We start from the raw sequence: 17,763 nt of genomic DNA, 5'->3' as shown, positions 1-17,763 counted from the left end.
TCGGGAGGGGGGATGATATTTACTCGCCAGGCGCTTTCATGACAACTCATCACTCCCTGTACAGCCAGATCCCTGCAACCGACCGTCTTCTTCGCGAGCCGCGCGTGCATGCTGCCGTTGCGCGGTTCGGCCATACCGCGACGGTTGAAATATTACGTCTGCTTCAGGACGAAGCCCGCAGCCATATTCAGACAGAAAATGCATTGCCGGACTGGTGTGCGGCGTGGGGGCAGGAAGTGGAGCTGAGGCTCGAGGAGAAAGCACAAAGCGCGTTACGCCCGGTCATCAACCTGACGGGAACCGTGCTGCACACCAACCTTGGTCGCGCTCAACAGGCAGAAGAGGCCGTCGCTGCGGTCGTGCAGGCCATGCGTTCCCCCGTGACGCTTGAGTACGATCTGGACGGCGCAGGGCGCGGACATCGCGATCGGGCGCTGGCGGACCTGCTCTGCGAGCTGACCGGCGCAGAAGATGCCTGCATCGTGAATAACAACGCGGCGGCGGTACTGTTAATGCTGGCAGCGACCGCCAGCGGTAAAGAGGTGGTGGTTTCCCGTGGCGAGCTGGTCGAGATTGGCGGTGCGTTTCGCATTCCGGATGTTATGCGCCAGGCGGGCTGTACCCTGCATGAAGTGGGCACCACCAACCGCACGCATGCAAAAGATTATCGCGCGGCAGTGAATGAAAATACCGGGCTGCTGATGAAGGTCCACACCAGTAATTATCAGATAGCCGGATTCACCAAAACCGTTGAAGAGGCGGAGCTGGCGGAGCTGGGCCGTGAGCTGGGTGTGCCGGTGGTGGCCGACCTCGGTAGCGGTTCGCTGGTCGATCTGAGCCAGTACGGTCTGCCAAAAGAGCCCATGCCGCAGGAGATGATTGCGGCGGGCGTCAGTCTCGTGAGTTTCTCCGGCGACAAACTGCTTGGCGGCCCGCAGGCGGGGATTATCGTGGGTAAACGTGCGCTTATTGCGAAGCTGCAGCAGCACCCGCTCAAGCGTGCACTGCGAGCCGATAAAATGACGCTTGCTGCGCTGGAAGCGACGCTGCGCCTTTATCTCCACCCGGAAAAACTGGCTGAACGTCTGCCTACGCTGCGCCTGCTGGCCCGTGATGCCGCCTCAATTCGCGCCCAGGGTGAGCTGCTCTTGCCACACGTTGCGCCGCACTACCCCGATTTTGACGTGCGCCTTGAAGCTTGTCAGTCGCAGATCGGCAGCGGTTCACTGCCGGTGGACAGGCTGCCCAGCGCGGCGCTCACGTTTACACCCCGTGACGGGCGCGGCAGCCAGCTTGACGCTTTGTCGGCGCGCTGGCGTGCCTTGCCAGCACCGGTTATCGGGCGCATTTACGATGGCCGAATGTGGCTGGATCTACGCTGTCTTGAAGATGAAGCGCGATTTCTGGAGATGCTGTTGAAATGATTATTGCCACCGCCGGTCACGTCGACCACGGAAAAACCACCTTATTACAGGCCCTGACCGGGGTGAATGCCGATCGTCTGCCGGAAGAGAAAAAACGCGGCATGACCATCGATCTGGGCTATGCCTACTGGCCTCAGCCTGATGGCCGGGTGCTGGGTTTTATTGATGTACCGGGACACGAGAAGTTTCTTTCTAACATGCTGGCGGGCGTCGGTGGCATCGATCATGCTCTGCTGGTGGTGGCCTGTGATGACGGCGTGATGGCGCAAACGCGTGAACATCTGGCAATTTTACAGCTGACGGGCAACCCGCAGCTGACCGTTGCGCTGACCAAAGCTGACCGCGTCGATGAGGCACGACTCAACGCGGTGCGTGAAACCGTGCAGGCGACCTTGCGGGAGTATGGATTTGCCGATGCGCCATTGTTCGTCACCGTGGCGACAGAAGGGCGCGGTATTGACGAACTTCGCCACCATTTGCAGCAGCTTACTTCACGCGAGCATGCCAGCCATCATCGTTTCCGTCTGGCGATCGACCGGGCCTTTACCGTTAAAGGCGCGGGGCTGGTGGTCACCGGTACCGCGCTGAGCGGTGAAGTGAACGTGGGCGATACCTTATGGCTCACGGGTGCCAACGCCCCGATGCGTGTGCGCAGTTTGCATGCGCAGAACCAGCCCGTAGAGCATGCCCATGCCGGGCAGCGGATCGCGCTCAATATTGCGGGCGATGCGGAAAAAGAGAAGCTTAACCGTGGCGACTGGCTGCTGGCCGGTGTACCGCCAGAGCCTTCTGAGCGGGCGATCGTCGCCCTGCAGACGCATGTGCCGCTGACCCAATGGCAGCCGCTGCATATCCACCACGCGGCCAGCCATATCACCGGGCGCGTGTCACTGCTGGAAAACGACCTTGCCGAACTGGTTTTCGATTCGCCACTGTGGCTCGCGGATAATGACCGTCTGGTACTGCGTGACATTTCGGCCCGGGAGACGCTGGCCGGGGCGCGGGTGGTCACGCTCAACCCGCCGCGTCGCGGCAAGCGCAAGCCGGAGTATCTGCAATGGCTGGGAGCGCTGGCGCAGGCCGCGGATGATAAAGCCGCGTTGCTTGTTCATCTTGAGCGCGGTGCCGTCAATCTGAGCGATTTCGCATGGGCTCGTCAGCTCAGCGCGGAAGGATTACGCCTGCTGACCCAGGAGCCCGGCTTTATTCAGGCGGGTAACAATTTACTGAATGCCCCGGTCGCAGCATGCTGGCAGCGCAAGGTACTGACCACGCTCGCCACTTACCATGAACAGCATCAGGATGAACCCGGCCCGGGACGTGAACGCCTGCGACGCATGGCGTTGCCGATGGAAAACGATGCGCTGGTGCTGCTGCTGATTGAAAACATGCGCGAAAGTGGGCTGATAAAAAGCCACCATGGCTGGCTGCATCTGCCGGATCACAAAGCCGGGTTTAACGCCGGGCAAGAGGCGATATGGCAGAAAGTGGCACCGCTGTTTGGCGACGAGCCGTGGTGGGTTCGCGATCTCGCACGTGAAACGAATACCGACGAACAGGTGATGCGCCAGGTGTTGCGCCATGCGGCGCAGCAGGGGTTAATCGTCGCGATCGTGAAAGATCGTTATTACCGTAACGATCGCATTGTGGCGTTTGCAAACCTGATCCGCGAGCTGGATCAGGCGCGAGGCACGACTTGTGCAGCAGATTTCCGCGATCGGCTGAACGTCGGGCGCAAGCTGGCGATTCAGATCCTGGAATATTTCAACCGCATCGGCTTTACCCGTCGTCGTGGCAACGATCATTTATTGCGGGATTCGTTATTATTTCCTGAAACTCCGTGACCCCCGTCGTAAACACCGTTACCGGCTGGCGAGAAAATCGCCAGCCGGAACTACCCTTGTTGTACACCAACAGCAAGGAGACGGTCATGACAAACAATCCTCCCTCATCGCGTATCCAGCCTGGCGAGTATGGTTTTCCCCTCAAGCTGAAGCCCCGTTATGAAAACTTTATCGGCGGCGACTGGGTTGCACCCGTCGGCGGCGAATACTATTCCAATCTGACGCCCGTTACCGGCCAGCCGCTGTGTGAGATAGCCAGCTCCGGCAAGGGGGATATCGATCTGGCGCTGGACGCCGCGCACAAAGCCAAAGACAAATGGGGGCATACCTCTGTTCAGGACAGAGCGGCGATATTGTTCAAAATCGCTGACCGGATGGAACAGAATCTGGAGCTGCTGGCAACGGCGGAAACCTGGGATAACGGCAAGCCAATCCGTGAAACGATGGCGGCAGACGTGCCGCTGGCCATTGACCACTTCCGCTATTTTGCCTCCTGTATTCGCGCTCAGGAGGGCGGAATTAGCGAGGTAGACAGCGACACCGTGGCGTACCACTTCCACGAACCGCTGGGGGTGGTGGGGCAGATCATTCCGTGGAACTTCCCGTTGCTGATGGCGAGCTGGAAAATGGCGCCCGCCCTGGCGGCGGGTAACTGCATTGTGCTCAAACCGGCCCGCCTGACCCCGCTGTCAGTCCTGCTGCTGATGGAAGTCATTGGCGACCTTCTCCCGCCAGGCGTGATTAACGTGGTGAACGGGGCGGGGGGTGAGATAGGGGAATATCTGGCGACATCAAAACGGATCGCCAAAGTCGCGTTTACCGGGTCGACGGAAGTGGGTCAGCAGATCATGCAGTACGCGACCCAGAACATCATTCCAGTGACCCTGGAGCTGGGCGGTAAATCGCCGAACATTTTCTTCGCCGACGTCATGGAGGAAGAGGATGCCTTCTTCGATAAAGCCCTGGAAGGCTTTGCGCTGTTTGCTTTTAACCAGGGTGAAGTCTGTACCTGCCCAAGCCGCGCGCTGGTGCAGGAGTCTATCTATGAGCGCTTTATGGAGCGAGCCATTCGCCGCGTCGAGTCTATCCGCAGCGGTAACCCGCTTGATAACGTGACCCAGATGGGCGCGCAGGTCTCGCACGGGCAGATGGACACTATCCTCAACTACATTGATATCGGCAAGAAAGAAGGGGCGGATGTCCTGACCGGCGGTCGGCGTAAAATGCTGGGCGGCGATCTGCAGGACGGGTATTACCTGGAGCCGACGATCCTGTTCGGCAAAAACAACATGCGCGTTTTCCAGGAGGAAATTTTCGGACCGGTGCTGGCCGTCACCACCTTCAAAACGATGGAAGAGGCGCTGGAGATTGCTAACGATACGCCGTATGGCCTCGGGGCTGGCGTCTGGAGCCGCAACGGTAATCTGGCTTATAAAATGGGGCGGGGCATTCAGGCCGGGCGCGTGTGGACCAACTGCTACCACGCTTATCCGGCGCACGCGGCTTTTGGGGGCTATAAGCAGTCGGGCATCGGGCGTGAAACCCACAAGATGATGCTGGAGCATTACCAGCAGACGAAATGCCTGCTGGTGAGTTATTCCGATAAACCACTGGGGCTGTTCTAACCCTCCAGCTCAGGTTGCCCCTGGGCAGCCTGAGCAATTTGCTGACGCAGGCAGTTCAGTACGCCGTCCAGAATGTACTGCACGCGCCAGGGCTGGTATTCACGTTTGCGGAATATCGCCGTCAGGTCGAGCCACCACTCTTCCTGATGGGGGAAGCAGGGAACCAGAGAACCACTCTTAAGCTCTTTTTTCAGGCTTTCTTTCGGCGCAAAAACAATACCGAGATTATTTCGTGCCAGTTCCAGCGCCGTCTGCGTATTGTCGCAAATATAATTTCCGGTCACTCTGTAATCATATACGGTCTCACTGCCGTGGACGCGAAAACGCCAGATGTTCGCCTCATCCACCAGCATCGAGTCTATTAAAATACAGGAGTGATTCATTAAATCTTCAGGTCCGGTTAAGGGGTGGTTTTTCAAATATTCTTCAGTGGCAAATGCCGTGACGGAATATTTCGTTAACACACTGGCGACCAGACTTTCATCTTTCGGCTGAGCATAGGTAATGAGAATATCGCAATCATCGGGGAACGAGACCCCTTCGGAATATTCATTACGATCCAGGTTGTACGTTTTTAACGAGATACGGATATCACCGATGTCCTCAATCTGATGGATCACGTGTCGCGCCAGATACATCACGATACCCGTTGGGGCGTAAATGGTCACTTTTCCGCGCTTCTCATGCTTATAATCAGCAATGAAATTAATGAGCTGGCTATTTTTATCCAGCGTGGCGTCAATGTAGGGGAGTAACGCTTCGCCAAACTGGGTTAGCGCCAGTTGACGGGTCGTGCGCTCAAATACCTTAAGACCGACACGCGTTTCAAAATCAGAAAGGTATTTACTGACGTTAGCCTGTGCCATGCCCAGCAGGGCCGCGGCATCGCCAATACTGTGGGTGGCTGCGATGACGGAAATAATTTTTAACTCGCGTGGTTTTAGCTGGAACTTATTCATCATGCGCACCCATCTATATGTTTTTATATATAATATTATATAAACTGCAGCGTTGCATTGGCAAATTTGTAACCATTATTATTCGCCTCGCTTGTTTGGCGTCTAAATGGATTACATGTAATGACTATTAAATACAATTTACTCATCGCAGCCACGTTATTTGCAACATCATCTGCAATGGCTGGTGACTTTTCACTTGGGGCGGGGGCTGTATTTAATGAGTCGCCTTATAAAGGATATAACGAAAATACCACGGCGGTACCGTTAATTAGCTATGAAGGCGACCGGTTTTATATTCGCCAGACCACCGGCGGATGGATCCTGTGGAAAGACGAAAAAAATGAATTCAGTATGACCGCATCGTGGATGCCACTGCGATTTGATCCTGAAGATAACGACGACGCTCAGATGAAACACCTCGATGAGCGTAAAGCATCAGCGTTTCTCGGCGGGGCGTACTACCGCCATGAACACTGGGGCTCGCTGAAAGTGGCGGTCTCGGGTGATGCGATGGATGAGAGCGGCGGCGTGATCGGTGAAATCTCATACTTCCGTCCGATTCGGATGGAACGTCTGACGCTGACGCCATCGGTAGGTATTTTCTACAGCGACGAAAGCTATAACGATTACTATTACGGCGTATCCGGCAATGAGTCTCGCCGCTCAGGCCTCAATGAATACACCGCAGGTGATAGCTGGACGCCGTATGTGGGTCTCGCGGCTAAATATCAGTTAACCCAGAATTTGTTTATCAACGCCAGCGCGGTCTATACCGTGTTACCTGACGACGTGAAAAACAGTCCGATGATCGACCGCGAAGACAGTTTCGCGCTGATGACCGGCATGTCCTGGCGTTTCTGATCTAAAGCCGGGTGGCGATTGCCTACCCGGCCTCGGTTTTTATCTCCCGCGCCTGTGGGAGAGGATTGGGGTGAGGCTGACAGGACAGATGCCTTCAGGCCTCATCCACCCAAATCCGCATTTCGCCTTCTCCCCGGTTTGCCCAGCTGAACCACGGAATAAAGGTCAACGTCCGGGGCTGGCGCTGCACCGGGGCGCGATCGTACTGCCACAGTGTCTGCGTGCCTTCCTCATCAGCGTGACGCGCGATGCCCTCCGCCTGAATCAGTATCTTGTGCGCAAAGATCCCTTTTCCTTCAAAGACCCGGAATTCGCTCTGCTCAGGCAGGGAGAGGTTATGCAGGTTCGCGCCATTGTCGGCCTCTTCCAGGCAGTAGACCAGCGGGCCACGCTGCAGCGCGACTTTGCCGGCCTGCTGGCGTACCAGCGGGTTACCGTACACGCGGCGGACCGGCATGGGTAAGGTCAGCGTAAGGGTATCTCCCTCCTGCCAGCGGCGGGTGAGGTACAGATACCCCCGGGAGACATCACCCGTGACCCTTTCGCCGTTCAGTGTCACGGCCGGGCTTGCGCACCAGTCCGGTAAACGTAGTGCCAGCGTGTGGGTCACCGGGACAGGTGAGGTGATCTCGATGTTGACCTCTTCCTGCCATGGATAATTACCGCTAATCCGTAGCTGTAAGGTGCCCTCATCTACCGGTATGGCGACGTCGTTCCCCACATAGAGGTTGATAAAGAGCGCGTCCTGACGAACGGTATAGAGATAGTGGCCCAGCGAAGTGAGCACGCGGGCAATATTGGGCGGGCAACAGGCGCAGCCGAACCAGCGCTGGCGAACCGGCTTAACGTGGTCGTAGACATGATTAAATGCCAGCGTTTTAGGGTGTACCTCCAGCGGGTTCACATAGAAGAAATGTTTACCGTCCAGCGCCATGCCGCCCAGTACCGTGTTGTATAAGGCACGCTCCATCACGTCGGCGTACTGGCTGTCCGCTTCCATCTCCAGCATCCGGCGGGCAAACATCATCAGGCCAATGGAGGCGCAGCTTTCGGCATATACCGTATCGTTAGGCAAATCGTAATCGCTGCTGAAGGCTTCGCCACTGCTTTGCGAGCCGATCCCGCCGGTAATATAGAGCTGTCGCTGGGCCATGTTATTCCACAGCCGCAGGCAGTCCTGGCGTTTACCCTCGTCATGACTCAGGCGAGCAAGATGCGCCATGCCCGCCATCAGATAGACAAATCGAACCGCGTGTCCGATGGCGGTGTGTTGTTCGGCAAGCGGTTGATGCGCCTGGCTATAGGCTTTGTCCTTGACCATCCACGCCGGGCCGTACGTGTTCCAGTACGATGTCCGGCCCCGTTTCTCATATTCGATATCGTAGAAATGAGGCTGCGTGCCGCGCGTGTCGATAAAATATTTCACAAGGGCCAGGTAATGTGGTTCCTGAGTGACGTCGTAAAGCCGCATAAGCGCCAGCTCAATTTCCGGATGGCCCGGATAACCGTGAAGCTGCTCCTCGCCGGGGCCAAAGACCCGGTCGATATGGTCCGCCAGTTTGCATACCACCTCCAGCAGACGGCGTTTTCCGGTCCCCTGAAAATAGGCCACGCCGGCTTCAATCATATGTCCGGCACAGTACAGTTCGTGGCATTCGGCAAGGTTCGTCCAGCGCTCACCGGGTGCTTTCACCGTGAAGTAGGTGTTGAGATAGCCATCGTCACACTGCGCCGCCGCAATCAGCTCAATCACCTCATCGGCGGTTTTTTCACGTTCCGGGTCGGGCTTCTGGCACAACGACCACGCGACGGCTTCCAGCCATTTCGCCACGTCGCTGTCCTGAAACACCATTCCATAGAACTCCCCCTGTTCCAGCCCAGCCGCAATGCGGAAGTTGGTGATGGCGTGACTCGGTTCGGCTTCGGTAACGCGATCGTTTAGCGCATCCCACTGGTAGGGGATCACCACATCACGCACCAGCCGCTGATACTGGCCGAGAAACGGGTCGTTGATGTTCAGTGTGTGCAGGTCGGCTTCCATTATGGACATGTCATTCTCCTCAGGACGATACGTGACGCTGGCGCAGATCGGTGGCAATGCGCGACATCATGGGATTGTTGAGTCTGCACCAGCGGATTGAGACCGCCAGCAGCAGGTGGAAAAGGGCGGGGAGCAGTGTCTCCATCGCAGTAATTCCCTGTAACGAGGCTGGCGTCTGGTTGCCCGCGCCCGGCTGGTAGGCGACGGCGATAAACACCAGGCTGATGATCCCGGCGCTGGACGCCCAGGCGAGCTTGATGAAAAACAGATTGAAAGCGAAGTTCATGCCAGATGAACGTACCCCGTTTTTCCACTCACCATAGTCATCTGCAAATGCCATCAGCGAGAAGTGCAGGGGCAGGGTAAAACCGAGAATGACACCGTTACTCAGAATAACGATCAGCCAGAGCATCTGATGAGCCGGACCGCCTGGCAGAAACCACATTCCCGCCGCGAGCGCGGCCAGCACGAGGTTGGTGTAGTAATAGAGTTTGACGGTATCAATCCGGCGAGAAAGGGGATTCACGATCACCGCGCCGAGAATGGCGGCAAAGGTCACCATCGTGAAGAACAGCGAGGTATAAGCGGTACTGCCCTGGAGCACGTAGGTGATGAAGTACATGTAGCCGCCGCCACGAATGTTGAAGACGTTGATCAGCAGGAATGACATCACCAGCATCAGCAGGAGCTGATCGTTGTTGCGCAGGCCGGCCAGATGCTCGCGTAAGGTGAATTTGCCCATCAGCGCCAGCGGGACGCGCTCACGCACCCAGAAGAAGCAGCAGAGGAACATCACCACGGCGATGGCGCACAACACCCCAACGCCGAGCTGATAGCCTCGCGCGGCGTTGCCCTCGCCCAGCGCTGCGACCAGCCACGGCAGGCCAACAGAGACCAAAAAGCCCGCCACACCGCACAGCACAAAGCGCCATGACTGACAGGAGATGACCTCGCTGTGGCGGGTGGTCATGGTGTTGATCAGCGCGCAGTAGGGCACGTTGATGGCGGTATAGCCCACTGACAACAGCAGATAGGTACCAAACGCCCAGGCGATTTTCACCCCCATGCTGGCGTCAGGCACGGTGAAGGTCAGTACACCGATAACCCCGACAGGAAGCGCCACCCACAGCTGCCACGGGCGAAAACGCCCCCAACGGCTTTGTGTTCGGTCGGCAATCACCCCCATCACCGGATCGGAAATGGCATCAAACACGCGCAGGGCAATAAACAGCGTGCCAACGAGCGCAGGCGTCAGACCAAAAACGTCGGTGTAGAAGAAGGTAAGAAAATTCATGATCAGGCAGGTAATGACCGTGCCACCCGCGTCACCCAGGCCGTAGCCAATTTTTTCGCGGACTGACAGGCGGTCATCCATTGCCCCTTGTACGACCTGTGATTCTGTAATCGGTGTGGAAGTCATGAGGTAACTCCTCGGTAATCGATTTTTATCGTATTTATGCAAGGTACCCCATTCATTCTGCACCGAACGCTCAGGCCAACAAGGGAAGGGAAAAGTATAAAAAGGTGACGATTCCGACCTGATGATAAATTTGTGATTTCGATCGGGAAGGCAGGAAGATATTCATTAATAATCAAAGCATAAGATGAATATTAATGGCAATCAGAGCGGAATGGTGAATATCCATGCTTGAATTATCCATAGCGCTTCCGATTAAAGTGCAAAATGGTGGGCTCTTTATTTCCCGGGGCGTGGGCCGGCATCCGGCGCGCAAATTAACCTCGTGGGAGATTATCTTCGTTGAAAAAGGGACATTAACGATCCAGGAAGAAAACACGCTCTTTGAGGTGAAAGCGGGAGAGAGCTTACTGCTCTGGCCGGCGCGTCGACACGTGGGGACAGAAGATTTCCCGGCGGACCTGCGGTTCTACTGGCTGCATTTTGAGGTCGAAGCACAATCGTCGCCTTTGCCACATGCTTTTCCGGTGGCCATTGAACAACATTGCTGCGTGCGCGATGCTCAATATGTGATTGCGCTATTCCGGCAATTCCTGAGTGAGCAGGAAAAATTACAGCGAAGCGTGGCGCTGGAAATGATTTTGCTGCTGATTTTACAGCAAGTGTCGATCTCCTCAGGTTATGAAGACAGAGCCGATGAAGCCGGCGCGGCCATGGCATGGAAGGCAAAACAGCTTATTCGCACGCAGTTTCATCTGCCGCTTTCCACATCGCAACTGGCAAAAGCCTTGCACTGCAATGCCAATTATCTGGGACGCGTATTTCGCCGGACCTTTCACTTAACCCTGACGGAAGCGATCCATCGCCAGCGCGTCAGGGCGGCAGAAAAGCTGTTGCTGAACGACTCCGCGTCCCTGACCGAAGTGGCAACCCGCTGCGGTTTTAATGATGTCGGGTATTTCCGGCAGATATTTTCAAAGCATACCGGCTTAACGCCCGCCGTCTGGAAACGGCGGTACTGTAAGGAGCATATTAATTCCGGGTGATCACTGCCCGTAGTAGGCATTTGCTCCATGCTTGCGCAGGTAATGTTTATCGAGCAGTTCCTGCTGCATCGTCGGTAGCTGTGGCGCAAGCTGGCGTGAAAACAGCCCCATAAAGGCGCACTCTTCCAGCACCACAGCGTTATGTACCGCATCGGCCGCATTTTTTCCCCAGGTGAACGGGCCGTGAGAATGCACCAGCACCGCCGGGATCTGCATCGGGTTTACGTTGCGCTCCTCAAAAGTTCTGATGATCACTTCACCGGTCTGGTATTCGTATTCACCCGCAATTTCAGCCGGGGTCATCAACCGCGTGCAGGGGATCGCACCATAAAAATAGTCAGCGTGCGTGGTACCCCATGCCGGTAAATCCTGCCCTGCCTGCGCCCAGACAGTGGCGTGGCGGGAATGGGTATGCACAATGCCGCCAATTTCAGGGTAACGGCGATACAGCGCCAGGTGGGTTGGTGTGTCGGAAGAGGGTTTTTTAACCCCCTCGACCACCTGGCCCGTGGCAATGTCCACCACCACCATATCCTCTGCGGACATCACGTCATACTCCACGCCGGAGGGTTTAATCACCATCAGGCCGCGTTCACGATCCACCGCACTGACGTTGCCCCAGGTGAAAGTCACCAGCTGGTGGGCGGGCAGCGCCAGGTTTGCCGCCAGGACCTCGGCTTTGAGTTGTTCTAACATGTCATCCCTCCTTCCTGCATCCGGGCTTCAATCCAGCGGCGTGCCTGGATGATTTCCAGTACCGGCTCTTTGGCTTTTTCAGTCCACATTTCAATCAGAAATGCGCCGCGATAATTGAGCTGATTCAGCGTGTTAAATATGCCCACGAAATCGACGCATCCTTCACCGAACGGTACGTCACGAAACTGTCCGGGGCTTTGTTCAGTCACGGGCTGGGTATCTTTCAGGTGGATGGCGGCGATGCGATCGATGCCCAGCGTCAGCTCGGCGGCCACATCGTTACCCCACGCGCTCAGGTTGCCGACGTCCGGATAAACGCTGAACCATGGCGAAGCGAGCATTTCGTCCCACTTTTTCCATTTGCTGATGGAGTTCATAAACGCGGTATCCATGATCTCCACTGCCAGCATGACCTGCGCGGCGGCGGCCTGCTCCACGGCCCATGCCAGCCCTTCGGCAAAGCGTTGCCGGGTACCTTCGTCATGTTCTTCGTAATAGACGTCATACCCGGCAAGCTGGATGGTGCGAATACCGAGATCGCGCGCCAGACGGATGGCTTTGGTCATGATGGCGCGTGCGCGCTCGCGGACGGTCTCGTCCCGGCTACCAAACGGGAAACGGCGGTGGGCAGACAGACACATCGACGGGATCGCGACCCCGGTTTCCAGCATCGCCTCAACCAGAGAGGCGCGCTGCGCGGTGTTCCACTCAAGGCGGGACAGACGCTCATCGGTTTCATCGATCGACATCTCGACAAAATCAAATCCGCAGCTTTTTGCCAGCACCAGGCGCTCTGGCCAGGTGAGCGCTTTCGGCAGCGCTTTTTCGTAGATACCTAACGGATGCTGACGCATGGTTACTCCCCCCAGATGTCGCGGATGTGTGAATGGAATGCATGGGCCACCTGCGGTGGGTTGGCAGCGCCAGTCAGTGCCCGTCCGGCAATAAACGCTTTCACATTGATTTGCTTAAACAGCGGCAGGTCGGCGGGGGTAATGCCGCCGGTGATCGAGAGCTGCAGGCCGATATCCGAGAGGGCTTTCATGCTGGCGAGATCCGCCTCGCCCCACTGCTGGCCGCTGGCCTGTGCGTCGCGCCCACGGTGATAAATGGCCTGTGTGACCCCGATACGGTGCCATTCTCGCGCATCATCCAGCGTCCAGTAACCAAACAGCTCCATCTGAATTTCCCCGCCGCAGCGCAGAGCCACCTCGTGACCCTTCTCGACGGTTGCCAGCGGCGCGGCGCAGATGATGGTCATCCAGTTCGCGCCTGCGCCAAACGCCTGTTCAGCCAGCGTTTCTCCGGCATCGGCCACTTTCCAGTCAGCCACGATCGTTTTTTTCGGACACTGCTGGCGCAGTGCGCGCACGGCATTAAGCCCTTCGGTGAGACACAAAATGGTGCCTGCTTCGATAATATCGACGTGATCCGCAAGCCGCTCGACGTCGCGCTGTGCGGCCTGAAGTGAGGTATGGTCGAGCGCCAGCTGCAGTAATGGTCGGCTCATAGGTCGTGCTCCTTAACATGGGCGTGATAGCCCTGTAGTGCTGAAATCAGTAGCTGGTAGCGCTGATACTTGCGCTGGTAGGCCGCATGGGCATGCTTGTCGGGTGTGATGACGCGAATGTGATGTCTGACAGCCTGCTGCGCGGTGCGGAAATCGGGAAAAACGCCGGTACCCACCAGCGCGGCCAGCGCCGCGCCGGAACAGCCGGTCTCTTCGACCTGCGGCAGTTCTATTGCCAGACCGCTGACGTCCGCGAGCATTTGCATCCACACATCCGAATGGGCAGGGCCGCCGGTTACGCGCAATGCCTGCACGTGCGTGAAGCGCTGTAGCATGCGGTTAAGATGGGTCATGTGGCTGAAGACCACACCTTCATAGACCGCCTGCAACAGATGCGCGCGGGTGTGCAGGGCCTGCATGCCGTAAAACCCGCAGGTCATCTCCAGCCCGGCGTTGCTGCCATAGAGGAACGGCAGGAAGAGCAGATCGCTTCCGGCTTTCGGCAGGCTGGCCACGGCCTGGTTGATCGCATCGAATGACATGTCGCCCCACTGTGTGGTTAGCCATTCGAGGTTACCGGACGAGGTGGGGCTGGCTTCGTGAACGATGTAGTGCTGCGGATGAACGTAGCGCCCATACACATAGGGATACGGCTCGTTATGGCCTATACCGTTGGCGATCCCGCTGGTGACAGCCCAGGTGCCCATCACGGCGTTGAGCGTGCTGTCGTCATGTAACCCGGCGCAGATCGCGGTGGAAACCACATCAAACAGCCCCCCCACAACGGGGGTGCCCGCTGCGAGACCGGTCAGGGCGGCGGCCTGAGCGGTGATTTCCCCGCACATTTCTGCTGAACCGACGATCGGCGGCAGTGCGCCGTCAATTTCATCGATGCCGAGCCAGCGTGTGAGCTGCGGGTCGTACTGCCCGGTGTTCATGTTGTAGAGATTGGATTCAGAGATGTTGCTCTCTTCACACCCTTTAACGCCGGTGAGGCACCAGCGCAGGTAGTCGTGCGCCATCATCACACAGCCAATCTGCTGATAACGGTGCGGTTCATTCTCTTTCACCCAGCGCAGGAGGGAGGCGGGATGCCCCGTCCATAGCGTCTGGCGCGTATGCGGATAAAGCTTTTCAGGAATACCGTCCTGCTGCCAGCGCTGTACAATCTCCAGCGCCCGGCGGTCAGAGGAGAGGATGGCGTTGCCGAGCGGCTGGTCATGCTTGTCCAGTAAAAACAGTCCTTTACCCTGTGCCGATATCCCGACGCCTTTGATTTGTGCGCCGCCAATGTCGGCATTTTTAAGCAGCAGGGCGACGGTGGTGTGGCACTGCTGCCAGAGTTGGTGCATATCCCGCTCAGCGTGGCCTGCGTGTGGGCTGAGTGTGGCAACCGAGCGGCGCTCAATACAGACTTCCTGGCCCTGGCTGGTGTACAGACCGGCTTTCAGATACGTTCCGCCACAATCGATACCCAGCCAGAAGGGCTCTTTTTCACTCATCGTTGACTCTCTTGTCTTACGCCCTCTCTTCAGGAGAGGGCGGGGGGATCAGGCTGCGTGCTTATGCGGGTTCACGCCGGGGTTGGGTTCCGCTCCGGCATCGCATTTCGCCGGTAGCATCAGGGCGAGCAGCGAGGCCAGCGCCAGCGAAACCGCGAGGCAGTACACCCCAGCATCTTTGCTGTAGAGGGTGATCAGCACGCCCACCGCGTAAGGGCCGCAGAACCCACCGAGGTTACCCAGGGCGTTAATCACGCCGCGAGCGCCACCGGCCATCTCTGCGCTGAACAGGCGCGCCGGAATCGTCCAGAACACACCCGCAGCGGACTGCAGGAAGAAGCCACAGCCCACCAGCGCGGCATAGGCCAGCCAGATGTTCTCTTTCAACGCCACGGAGAGGAACATGCAGAGCGCGAAGCCAATCAGCGGCAGGGAGACGAACAGCTTGCGCTTGCCGGTACGGTCAGACAGTGAGGAGAACAGGAACATGCCCGCAATGGCACCGACATAAGGCAGGATGGCAAGCATTCCCACCTGGCCGATGCTGGTATGCGTCAGCTCTTTGAGAATGGTCGGTAGCCAGAGGGTGTAACCGTAAATCCCGGTCTGGTAGAAGAAGTTCAGGGCAATCAGCTGCCACATGGTTTTGTCGGACAGAACAGCACTCAGCGAGGCATTTTTCACCGCATTTCCGGCAATAGCCTGCTGTTCTGCGGCCAGCGTTTGTATCAGATAATTTTTCTCGGCCTCGGAGATCCAGCGAGCTTCCTGCGGGCGGTCGTAGACGGTGAACACCCAGAGCACCAGCACCACAATGGACATCAGCCCTTCAATGATGAACAACCAGCGCCAGTCGAGTGCGGTGATAATCCAGCCCGACAGGGGCGCGGTGATGATCCCCGCAATGGGAACAAACATGATAACAATCGCATTGGCGCGGCCGCGTTCGGCATCCGGGAACCAGTTACTGATCATCGTGAGCACCACGGGCAGCATCCCGCCTTCTGCCACACCGAGTAAGAAGCGCAGTGCCAGCAGTTGATACTGGTTGGTTACAACGCCGGTCAGGACCGAAATCACCGCCCAGGCAACCAGTGACCAGCCAATAAACTTCTTACCGCTGCCATGCACGGCAATCTTGCCGCCGGGCACCTGCAGGAACAGATAACCGATAAAGAAGATCCCACCCGCCAGGCCTGCCATGGTGGCAGAGATACCTAACTCTTCATCCATACCGCCTGGCATCGCAAATGCAATATTCACGCGGTCCATATATGAAATAATACAGGCGATAAGAATAGGCGGAATGATTCTTAACCAGCGCTGACGCGGAATATCCGCTTGTAGAGCATGAGTAGAAATATTCATATTTAATATCTCAGTGAATGTAACCGGAATAAGATTTTTATTGTTATTGCGTTGCTTTTTTCATTTCACTAATGCCGTCGCGCAAAATAGCGATGCGATGGCTGACGTTAGCATTAGCATTTATTTCCAGTAATTTAATACCGGAGAATTTCAATGTTGCGGCGCTCGCCGCAGTAAAAAGTGCTTTTACCTGTTCGGTGGTCATTAAACTGTCGGCACAGAACGGGGAAAATGGCGCGTGCAGATCCTGCCATTCGCCGTACGCTCCGCGAACGGAGGTCCCGGAGAACATCAGTGCGCCCAGCTTCCCGGCCTCAAGTGCGGCTTTAACATGTTCAGGTGGCAGCGCGGTATTGTGTCCTTCGATAGCCGACCGCGCCCAGTTAATGCATACGCTGATATCCGTTTCTTTCACCACCTCAAGCACCTGCGCTAAGGGCAAAAAACCCTTGCGTGGCGCGGGGCTGGTCATGGCATCGCAGTGTTCAAGCACCAGGTCGCATGACCAGTCCCATGAGGTGATTTCACGTACAGAACGGGAAAACGCAGCGGTAGCTTGTTCAACAGACGGGTTTCCCGCCTGCGGCGCGGCCTGCATCTCCAGGGCGATAATTTTGCCTGGAAAGCGAGTATTGATGGCATCAATCTTTCGCAGCAGATGGCGGTAATATTCAACGCAGGCTTTGCGCTGTTCTTCATCGGCAGAGGCCAGGCCAAACGCGCCATTTGTGCCGCGGCGGCGCATGGTTTCCATCACCGCGGTAACCACTATTTGCCAGTCCCCCGGCGTATGGCGGAACAGCCATTCGTCACCCAACGGATGGAGATCCTCAAGACACGGTTGCTCCAGCCCGCGAATATCTGGCGTGTCGGAAAGCGCTCGCCAGAAGTCCCGCTCTTCTTGTTCCCCTTGCTGGTGAAACGAGGGTGCGCAGGGGTACGCACCAATTATAAAACCGGTGTTAGTCATTTCGCATTCCCAATAGAGTTCAGAAAATTAATCTATTTCGCTGATTGCTACTTTCACCACAATTTTACGAATTGCCGATGCCTTATTTTTAATGCAGGCAGGACGGTGAACATCCTGCGGAAAAAATATGGCGTACGTGCCGGGCGTCATTTCTATAAATGATTCATTTTCGCTGCCGTGATAAAAAATAATATCCCGCTGTTCCAGCAGTGATTCGCTTATTTCGTTATTGCCGGTATCAATGGCGACACCGATTTTCTCTTCACCCCATGCCAGAAACTGAATGTCCAGATAGCGACGGTGCACTTCGGGACGGTTCTCATCCCACGTCCGGGTGGTGAGGTCGAGCACCTGAGCAAAAATGTTACGTCCGTCAATGTCCACCACGCCAGGTGCCAGCGCCGTGAAATCCGTGGTGCGCAGAAAATCGAGCGCTTTCTCTATCGCCCGCGGCAGGCGACACGGATTTGGCTGCGAAATATGTCCTAAAATCATGGCCC

The 17,763-nt window shown here is 56.7% G+C and carries 15 protein-coding genes; 5 read left to right on the top strand and 10 right to left on the bottom strand.

Annotated elements, in window-relative coordinates; all coding sequences use genetic code 11:
• The first annotated feature begins 38 nt into the window (after nucleotides 1-38).
• The 3 genes from selA (at nucleotide 39) to L466_RS21760 (ending at nucleotide 4,893) form a co-directional block, all read left to right on the top strand.
• Complete coding sequence (gene selA / locus L466_RS21750; protein WP_032679999.1) at nucleotides 39-1,424, top strand: L-seryl-tRNA(Sec) selenium transferase; 1,386 nt, start codon at nucleotides 39-41, stop codon at nucleotides 1,422-1,424.
• Complete coding sequence (gene selB, locus L466_RS21755; RefSeq protein WP_032679998.1) at nucleotides 1,421-3,268, top strand: selenocysteine-specific translation elongation factor; 1,848 nt, start codon at nucleotides 1,421-1,423, stop codon at nucleotides 3,266-3,268. The genes selA and selB overlap by 4 nt, the downstream gene beginning before the upstream one ends.
• An 86-nt stretch (nucleotides 3,269-3,354) precedes the next feature.
• Nucleotides 3,355-4,893, top strand: coding sequence for an acetaldehyde dehydrogenase ExaC (locus L466_RS21760; protein WP_020882663.1), 1,539 nt, complete (start codon nucleotides 3,355-3,357; stop codon nucleotides 4,891-4,893).
• Here L466_RS21760 and L466_RS21765 read toward each other — a convergent pair.
• The gene (locus L466_RS21765) at nucleotides 4,890-5,855 is read right to left on the bottom strand and encodes a LysR family transcriptional regulator (protein ID WP_059305611.1); all 966 of its coding nucleotides are present in this window, start codon (nucleotides 5,853-5,855) and stop codon (nucleotides 4,890-4,892) included. The two genes, L466_RS21760 and L466_RS21765, sit on opposite strands and share 4 nt — an antisense overlap.
• 117 nt (nucleotides 5,856-5,972) lie before the next feature.
• Here L466_RS21765 and L466_RS21770 point away from each other — a divergent pair, with 117 nt between their 5' ends.
• The gene (locus L466_RS21770) at nucleotides 5,973-6,713 is read left to right on the top strand and encodes a MipA/OmpV family protein (RefSeq protein WP_032679997.1); all 741 of its coding nucleotides are present in this window, start codon (nucleotides 5,973-5,975) and stop codon (nucleotides 6,711-6,713) included.
• A 94-nt stretch (nucleotides 6,714-6,807) separates the two neighbouring features.
• Here the strand turns inward: L466_RS21770 and L466_RS21775 are convergent, their stop codons facing one another.
• A complete protein-coding gene (locus L466_RS21775) occupies nucleotides 6,808-8,763 on the bottom strand; it encodes a glycoside hydrolase family 127 protein (RefSeq protein WP_032679996.1) in 1,956 nt (651 codons plus the stop codon).
• A 10-nt stretch (nucleotides 8,764-8,773) separates the two neighbouring features.
• Nucleotides 8,774-10,174 (bottom strand): MFS transporter, encoded by a 1,401-nt coding sequence (locus L466_RS21780; protein ID WP_020882660.1) that lies wholly within the window; start codon nucleotides 10,172-10,174, stop codon nucleotides 8,774-8,776.
• 224 nt (nucleotides 10,175-10,398) lie between these two features.
• On the opposite strand from L466_RS21780, the gene L466_RS21785 reads away from it, so the two are divergent.
• On the top strand, nucleotides 10,399-11,217 hold the full coding sequence (locus L466_RS21785) for a helix-turn-helix domain-containing protein (RefSeq protein ID WP_032679995.1): 819 nt from the start codon (nucleotides 10,399-10,401) through the stop codon (nucleotides 11,215-11,217).
• Here the strand turns inward: L466_RS21785 and araD are convergent, their stop codons facing one another.
• From araD to L466_RS21820, 7 genes are read right to left on the bottom strand one after another with little or no spacing between them, the layout of a single operon-like run.
• The gene (gene araD / locus L466_RS21790; RefSeq protein ID WP_032679994.1) at nucleotides 11,218-11,913 is read right to left on the bottom strand and encodes an L-ribulose-5-phosphate 4-epimerase; all 696 of its coding nucleotides are present in this window, start codon (nucleotides 11,911-11,913) and stop codon (nucleotides 11,218-11,220) included.
• Nucleotides 11,907-12,767 (bottom strand): L-ribulose-5-phosphate 3-epimerase, encoded by an 861-nt coding sequence (locus tag L466_RS21795; protein ID WP_014168102.1) that lies wholly within the window; start codon nucleotides 12,765-12,767, stop codon nucleotides 11,907-11,909. Before L466_RS21795 ends, araD begins: the two co-directional genes overlap by 7 nt.
• 2 nt (nucleotides 12,768-12,769) lie before the next feature.
• Entirely contained in the window at nucleotides 12,770-13,423 is a 654-nt protein-coding gene (ulaD, locus tag L466_RS21800; RefSeq protein ID WP_032679345.1) for a 3-keto-L-gulonate-6-phosphate decarboxylase UlaD, read from the bottom strand.
• Nucleotides 13,420-14,925: an FGGY-family carbohydrate kinase gene (locus tag L466_RS21805; protein ID WP_032679993.1), complete on the bottom strand. Its 1,506-nt coding sequence runs from the start codon at nucleotides 14,923-14,925 to the stop codon at nucleotides 13,420-13,422. The genes ulaD and L466_RS21805 overlap by 4 nt, the downstream gene beginning before the upstream one ends.
• A 48-nt stretch (nucleotides 14,926-14,973) precedes the next feature.
• Nucleotides 14,974-16,293: an MFS transporter gene (locus L466_RS21810; RefSeq protein WP_032679991.1), complete on the bottom strand. Its 1,320-nt coding sequence runs from the start codon at nucleotides 16,291-16,293 to the stop codon at nucleotides 14,974-14,976.
• Nucleotides 16,294-16,336: 43 nt separating this feature from the next.
• Nucleotides 16,337-17,263, bottom strand: coding sequence for a DUF4862 family protein (locus tag L466_RS21815; protein WP_032679990.1), 927 nt, complete (start codon nucleotides 17,261-17,263; stop codon nucleotides 16,337-16,339).
• A 27-nt stretch (nucleotides 17,264-17,290) separates the two neighbouring features.
• Nucleotides 17,291-17,758, bottom strand: coding sequence for a YhcH/YjgK/YiaL family protein (locus L466_RS21820; RefSeq protein WP_025206436.1), 468 nt, complete (start codon nucleotides 17,756-17,758; stop codon nucleotides 17,291-17,293).
• Nucleotides 17,759-17,763 lie beyond the last annotated feature (5 nt).

Source organism: Enterobacter sp. BIDMC 30, assembly GCF_000534355.1.
GTDB lineage: Bacteria > Pseudomonadota > Gammaproteobacteria > Enterobacterales > Enterobacteriaceae > Enterobacter > Enterobacter ludwigii.
This window is presented reverse-complemented; position numbering and strand designations above follow the sequence as displayed.

Excerpts from the sequence above, each read along its gene's own strand:
- L466_RS21775 (WP_032679996.1), bottom strand. The coding sequence starts at position 8,763 with ATGTCCATAATGGAAGCCGACCTGCACACACTGAACATCAACGACCCG.
- L466_RS21765 (WP_059305611.1), bottom strand. The coding sequence starts at position 5,855 with ATGATGAATAAGTTCCAGCTAAAACCACGCGAGTTAAAAATTATTTCC.
- L466_RS21795 (WP_014168102.1), bottom strand. The coding sequence starts at position 12,767 with ATGCGTCAGCATCCGTTAGGTATCTACGAAAAAGCGCTGCCGAAAGCG.
- L466_RS21805 (WP_032679993.1), bottom strand. The coding sequence starts at position 14,925 with ATGAGTGAAAAAGAGCCCTTCTGGCTGGGTATCGATTGTGGCGGAACG.
- L466_RS21815 (WP_032679990.1), bottom strand. The coding sequence starts at position 17,263 with ATGACTAACACCGGTTTTATAATTGGTGCGTACCCCTGCGCACCCTCG.
- L466_RS21780 (WP_020882660.1), bottom strand. The coding sequence starts at position 10,174 with ATGACTTCCACACCGATTACAGAATCACAGGTCGTACAAGGGGCAATG.
- L466_RS21810 (WP_032679991.1), bottom strand. The coding sequence starts at position 16,293 with ATGAATATTTCTACTCATGCTCTACAAGCGGATATTCCGCGTCAGCGC.
- ulaD (WP_032679345.1), bottom strand. The coding sequence starts at position 13,423 with ATGAGCCGACCATTACTGCAGCTGGCGCTCGACCATACCTCACTTCAG.
- L466_RS21785 (WP_032679995.1), top strand. The coding sequence starts at position 10,399 with ATGCTTGAATTATCCATAGCGCTTCCGATTAAAGTGCAAAATGGTGGG.
- araD (WP_032679994.1), bottom strand. The coding sequence starts at position 11,913 with ATGTTAGAACAACTCAAAGCCGAGGTCCTGGCGGCAAACCTGGCGCTG.
- L466_RS21770 (WP_032679997.1), top strand. The coding sequence starts at position 5,973 with ATGACTATTAAATACAATTTACTCATCGCAGCCACGTTATTTGCAACA.
- L466_RS21820 (WP_025206436.1), bottom strand. The coding sequence starts at position 17,758 with ATGATTTTAGGACATATTTCGCAGCCAAATCCGTGTCGCCTGCCGCGG.
- L466_RS21760 (WP_020882663.1), top strand. The coding sequence starts at position 3,355 with ATGACAAACAATCCTCCCTCATCGCGTATCCAGCCTGGCGAGTATGGT.
- selA (WP_032679999.1), top strand. The coding sequence starts at position 39 with ATGACAACTCATCACTCCCTGTACAGCCAGATCCCTGCAACCGACCGT.
- selB (WP_032679998.1), top strand. The coding sequence starts at position 1,421 with ATGATTATTGCCACCGCCGGTCACGTCGACCACGGAAAAACCACCTTA.